The sequence below is a fragment of the Candidatus Hodarchaeum mangrovi genome, assembly GCF_975850365.1.
Window position 1 is genome coordinate 1 of sequence record NZ_CDLCQJ010000071.1, and the last position, 5,945, is coordinate 5,945.

The window sequence follows — 5,945 nt, forward strand, 5'->3', positions numbered from 1 at the left end:
GAGTGGCCTTCCTTTCCTCCTCATGTTAATTTTCCTGCAACAAATAATTGGAATGACCCTAATTACAAAAATGTTACAAAAGATTGGACTATATGAAAACTAATAGCTTCGATGTTAATAAAATCCCCAGAAAATGAAATGCCTTATTATTGATTCTTACCTTTATAAGCATCTGAATCTTTCATTAAGAGGCTCACAATGGCTGCTATTCCAAAAACACCAGCAAAGAGAATCATATCTGGCACTATTAGAAATATTATTCCCCCTATCTGGCCAAACATCATTAAAACTCCATTAGAACTCTCTTCTGGTATAGGATGCGTTATTTCAGCTGCATAAGTTAACCCAACGGGTAATGCAGGAACCAAAATAAACCCAAACAGAAAAGCTAATAATATTGTTAAGATGAAATCACTGGCTCCAGTAACCCCCAATAGGAAAGCTAAGGGTGTACTTACAATTAAACCGACATTCAAAAAGATTTTTCGTTTACCTATTTTATCAGAGAGTGAAGAAAGGATAACTGCACCAAAGATACCGCCAAATATAATCAATCCTCCAATTATCCCAGTATCTGGGGAAAAACGACTGAAAATATCATCTATGGCACTTAGCAACGCGTTAAATATCCCTAATCCAGCAAAAAGTAGAAAGACGAGGAAGTTAAAATCTCTGTTTTTAAATAAAGTTCTAATTCCTTTAGTCTGCAATATTTTTTCTCGAAAATACGGATTGGGTGGTTGTGAGGGTTTGTCTTTTACAAATAACAGATAGAGGATCATTGAAATCAAAGATAATAATCCATAGACAAGTAAAACAAATTCTATACCATTAACTTCATAAAGGGGATATGTAGCTATCATTACAATGATTATTCCAATAAATAATGCCATAGTACCTAAACCAGTTGCGGTAGCCTTCTCTTCCTCTGGGAACCAATTGACAGCAACTTTTGTAAATGAATTTAAAATAAATGGTTGACCAATAGCTACCATTATCTGACAAAATAAAAGAAAGAGAAAATTAGGACCTGTAAATGCTCTCAAGAAGCCAAAAATACCTGTGAGTATAACGCCTATTCCAGTTCCCCATTTCAAACCATATTTTTCAATTAACCAACAAGCAGGAAAATTCACTGGAATATAGATGATCATAAAACTAGCTGCTAGCAACAATATGGTATCGCTACTTACATTATAATAACCTGTTACTTCATTCATTATTGGTGCGAAGGTAATCCAGATAATTTGGGTTAAAATCGCAACAAACATAAAAAGTAACAACACAATCCACCTGTAAGGAAAAATTACAAACGAAACATGTTCAGTTTTCTCCATAATTAAACCTTCTATTATATTTTTGAATCTCGTTGAGAATCAATCTGTTTTATTATTTGATATCTTGGAATTGAATTTCAATGGTGTTAAAATAGGAATTAATAGGGAAAATTAATGTCTAGAATGATCTCTGCTCCAATTTTTAAGGATTCTTACTAGATTATCAGTCCTACTAATTCAGAAGTATCAATTTGATTTTCTAAAGATTACTAATTTAATACAATATAACTCTTGATCATAAAATCTGAATTATAAAAATGAAATGAATAATTGAGCAATTATGATAGCAAGCTGTAAAGTATCAATCATTTCCCTATTTACCAACCTGTATCTTGAAGAGCATTGTTGTTTTATTCAATCTAATTTACATTTGAATACGGATCTTCTTTTTCATTCTCACCTTTAGCTGTCAAATATATTAGACCTAGAATATATATACTACCAAAAATTGCCAATCCATAAGGATTTTTTGTTGGACGATTAATAAAAGATGCATAAAAAGCTTTAATCTTGTATGATATAGAATTTCTTAAAATAGTCTTAAAAATAGATTTAATACGAGGGAATAATCCTGCAAAGTGTCGAAGTTACCTTGATCAATTCTGTTGGATTACATGCTCGTCCCGCAGCATTTTTCGTAAAAACAGCACAAGAATACACTTCAGACATAATAATTGAATGTAATAACAAATCAGCTGATGGTAAAAGTCTTCTTGATATTTTAACATTAGGTGCAGTGAAAGGTACAACCATTAAAATAATTACTAATGGAATAGATGAGGATGAGTCAATTAAAAAACTGGTGGCAATTATTGAGGCTGGTTTAGGAGAAGAAGGGTAAAATTTTGGAGCAATTTATAGGCAAAAGTCTAAGTAAAAAAAGTGTAATTGGACCATGCTTTATCTATACAAAAAAAGAAATAAGAATTAACGATGAAAAAATACCTTCAGAGGAGGTAGAACAGGAATTATTGAAGCTTCAGTCTACCTTAGACAATGCAGAAACTCATTATAGAAGATTCACGAAAGATTTTGTTGAGGAAGAAACCTCTGAAATTTGTGAAATCTTTAATGCATTAAAAATGGTACTTAAAGATCCAAAATTTATTTCAAAAGCAACCTCTGAAATCCAGGATAACCATCATACCACTGAGTACGCTGTCGAAACTGTCTTAGAAGAATATGCTCGTATGATTGAAGGTATTTCAGATCCTTATCTTCAACAAAGGGCCTCCGATATTCGAGACATTAAAATTTTTTTGCTCGAACTGCTCAGTGGAGAATTTTCTTCTCAGAGAATACCCAAAAGACCTTCAATTGTAATTGCAAATGATCTATTTGTCACTGATCTAGCTCGAATTGGAAGGAAAAATATTCTAGGGATTGTACTTGAAAATGGTACGTTTACATCACATCTTTCGATTGTTGTTAAATCAATGGGAATTCCGTTGTTAATTGAATGTAATGCAATTCTCTCACAGATTCAAACAGATACTCTATCAATAATTGATGGAGAGGAAGGGAAATTAATAATAGATCCGACTCAAGAGATCATTGATCATATTAAAGAGATAATTACCAGAAATCTTGAGATGGAAGAATATTTAAAACAAATTTCGGGGGATGAGGCTATTACTAAAGATGGGAGAAGAATAATTGTAGCAGGAAATGCTGCAAACTTAGATGAAGTTGAAAACACTATTAAAAATGGTGGAGAAGGAATTGGTTTATTCCGTACCGAACTTTTATATACAGAACTACCTTCTTTACCGACGCAAGAGGCACTTATTAGAATTTTCCAAAAAGTTTCTCAAAAATGTCAGCCTTATGATGTAATTATTAGAACTTTAGATTTAGGTTCTGATAAATCTATTCCTAGTCTACCTTTGGAAAAAGAACCAAATCCAGCACTTGGAGTGAGAGGAATCCGTTTAACTAATGATCATCCTGAATTGATGGAAACAATGATCCGAGCATTCATTTTAGCGAATGAAGAGAAAAATCTAAAAATAATGGTTCCAATGATCTCTCTAATTGAAGAGATTCAGGCAATAAATCTTATCGTTATGAAAATAAAAGAAGAGTTGAATTACAAAGATGAATTATCAATAGGCATTATGATAGAGACTCCTAGTGCTGCAGTCCTTTCTGATAAATTCATCCGTTATGTTGATTTTTTTAGTATTGGTACTAATGATCTAACCCAGTATGTAATGGCTGCAGATAGAATTAATCCGAATGTTAGCATATTTCATAGTCATTTTCAACCTTCAGTCTTACGTTTAATCCGAGAAGTGGTCATCAATGCTCATAAAGAAAAGAAATGGGTTGGTATCTGCGGAGAAATGGCAAGTAATTTTACTTCAATTCCTATTCTTATCGGTTTAGGCATTGACGAATTGAGTTTAAATCCTGAGGATATCCCAAAGGTTAAATTCGTTGTTAAACAATTGAGCTATCAAGAATTACAGGGATGGGTTGAAAATCTCCTAACATTAGAAAATCCATTTGATATTCAAGAGCAGGCACGAAAGAAATTAGATGAATATATTGAACCATCAAAACGATGCTTCTTCTAATCCTCAAGTACGATCATCTAAATAGATCATTTTATTCTTTTGATGATTATCAATGTGATTTTTTTTCCTTTTTTCATAATAATATTTCGCTAATGTGTCCCAATGTTCAACTCATTTCTAATCAGCTCTTTACTCAGAAATAGGAAAGATTTTACATAGATTTGTAAACTTATTGTAATACTTCAATTTTCATTATAACTGAAAATATTAACTGGAAGTTGTTATCACTGAAAAAAAAACATTCTTTTTCAGATTCTAAGAGAGATAAACTTAAAAATGCCCATGAGAAGATCATGGTCGTCAAATTCTTGACTAGTCTTTTTGAAGAGTATAATAATCTAGAAACTATGGCTTCTATTCTAAATAATTATATTATAGGTAAGTTTCAAGATACACTTGATAAGAGACAAGTGTTAAAGGGGATTTTTTCGGTTGCAGACCTTTCACGATATATAAATAGAAAAGCTCTTCCTACTGATGAAAGAAAAAACTTTCTATTGTCTTTTATACTGGATAAAATAGTGCCTGCAAATTTAATTGTAAAAGGAATACTGGGGATGCGAATCCAAGATGTATATTTTGTAGACACAAGTGCTCTACTTTCTGATTTGGACTTATTGAAAAAAATTGCTTTCATTGTTGCTCGAACAGAATTATTTGACAAGAAGTTTGATAAAATCGTGGCAGGAAGTACTGATGGGACACCCTTCGCTTTGATTCTCGCTCAAGAATTTGAGATACCATTGGTCTATATAAAGCATGATCCGCCCTTGGGAATCGAAGAGTATCTTTCTAAATCTATTCAGCTTTATGAACAGAATAGACAACAAACGATATATCTTCAAAGAGCGAAAATTAATCCTAAAGATCGTGTACTTATTATTGATGATATTATTCGTACTGGAAAAACGGTTCAAACCTTATTAGATATGGTTGAAGAATGTAAAGCGGAAGTATCGGCAATTATCTCAATAATAGGAATCTCTAAAGATTATAAGGTTCAATCTAGTTCAGCAAAAAGTACTCCTGAAATAATCACATTGTACAATATAGCTTAATTGTTAGATTTAAAATATTTAATACAGCTGAAGCTTCAGTCATCAATCTCTAATTGTAGACTTTTTTTACTTAGGTTCATCTTTTTCTTATTTATAAAATCTCGTATTTTATCAGGAGACCATTGCATGATAGTTGCCTTGGGAGAAGCAAAGGAGGCTAGAGAACCCACTTCTTTAGCAAAAATTTTAACTTCATATGCTATTACACCATCTGTCTTTTTCGTCAATCCTTTGATTTTTTTCCCTGCTTCAAAAAGGACTTCTTCAGAGGGATTTTCTAAAATATGCTGTATATAGGCTTCTAACTTCAATTAGATTCACCACTTTTTTCTTCAGATATTTTTTTTACTAATTTTGCTCTACTAGTTCGATAATTTTTCTCATTTTTGGCAAAAAATCGTAATTTCTTTAAAAATTCATCAATTACTTTATCTGTATTTGCAAGAGCTTGATAAAAATCATTTTTATCATTGGTAGAAAACACAACAGAGCAAAAAGCTTCATTAGTTTCTCTCGAACCTTCGAAACTGAGAATAAAAGGTTTTTTCTCATGCTCGATTACAATACGAAAGCCAATTGGTTCAATAAACATTTTTAATCGTGATTTTGCTCTTGGATTGTATATCGCATCCATAATTTCAGTAATGTCGAGTTTACTTGAAAGCACATATGAAGATTCAAAATTGATTTGGTAGGGATTGTCTTGTTCTAAATACGGGTGGACAACTTTACGTAATTGTGATAGGTCTGATTTTAGCTTAAAAAAATCCTCTACCTGAATTTCGAGCTTATCAGTCCCCAGAAGACATTTTAATGATGAAGAAATTGCCATTGTGGGCATATTAGGTATAGAGGGGGAGATTCGAAACCCTTCTGTCTGCAATGAGTTTCCTAAATTCTTAATGTTAATATTTCCCTTTTTTACACTAATATCTATTCTAACACCCTTGGATTTCAGTTTCATAGTCGCC

The 5,945-nt window shown here is 32.1% G+C and carries 6 protein-coding genes; 3 read left to right on the plus strand and 3 right to left on the minus strand.

Annotated features, from left to right (window positions below; translation table 11 throughout):
• Nucleotides 1-146 precede the first annotated feature (146 nt).
• Nucleotides 147-1,337: an MFS transporter gene (locus tag ACWVCY_RS06900; RefSeq protein WP_455141452.1), complete on the minus strand. Its 1,191-nt coding sequence runs from the start codon at nucleotides 1,335-1,337 to the stop codon at nucleotides 147-149.
• Nucleotides 1,338-1,908: 571 nt separating this feature from the next.
• Between ACWVCY_RS06900 and ACWVCY_RS06905 the strand changes: the two genes are divergently transcribed.
• From ACWVCY_RS06905 to ACWVCY_RS06915, 3 genes are all read left to right on the plus strand, one after another.
• Nucleotides 1,909-2,178 carry an HPr family phosphocarrier protein gene (locus ACWVCY_RS06905; RefSeq protein ID WP_455141460.1) on the plus strand — a complete coding sequence of 90 codons (270 nt, stop codon included), beginning with the start codon at nucleotides 1,909-1,911 and terminating at the stop codon, nucleotides 2,176-2,178.
• Between the two features lie 4 nt (nucleotides 2,179-2,182).
• Nucleotides 2,183-3,916, plus strand: coding sequence for a phosphoenolpyruvate--protein phosphotransferase (gene ptsP / locus ACWVCY_RS06910; RefSeq protein WP_455141454.1), 1,734 nt, complete (start codon nucleotides 2,183-2,185; stop codon nucleotides 3,914-3,916).
• A 293-nt stretch (nucleotides 3,917-4,209) separates the two neighbouring features.
• A complete protein-coding gene (locus tag ACWVCY_RS06915; protein ID WP_455141456.1) occupies nucleotides 4,210-4,974 on the plus strand; it encodes a phosphoribosyltransferase family protein in 765 nt (254 codons plus the stop codon).
• 35 nt (nucleotides 4,975-5,009) lie between these two features.
• On the opposite strand, the gene ACWVCY_RS06920 is transcribed toward ACWVCY_RS06915, so the two are convergent.
• On the minus strand, nucleotides 5,010-5,285 hold the full coding sequence (locus ACWVCY_RS06920) for a hypothetical protein (RefSeq protein WP_455141457.1): 276 nt from the start codon (nucleotides 5,283-5,285) through the stop codon (nucleotides 5,010-5,012).
• Nucleotides 5,282-5,945, minus strand: a 664-nt coding sequence (locus ACWVCY_RS06925; protein WP_455141459.1) for a hypothetical protein, incomplete at its 5' end; no start/stop codon positions are given. The genes ACWVCY_RS06920 and ACWVCY_RS06925, both read right to left, overlap by 4 nt.

Bases quoted from the DNA above. Each gene is read 5' to 3' on its own strand.
- ACWVCY_RS06900 (WP_455141452.1), bottom strand. From the start codon at position 1,337: ATGGAGAAAACTGAACATGTTTCGTTTGTAATTTTTCCTTACAGGTGG.
- ACWVCY_RS06915 (WP_455141456.1), top strand. From the start codon at position 4,210: ATGGTCGTCAAATTCTTGACTAGTCTTTTTGAAGAGTATAATAATCTA.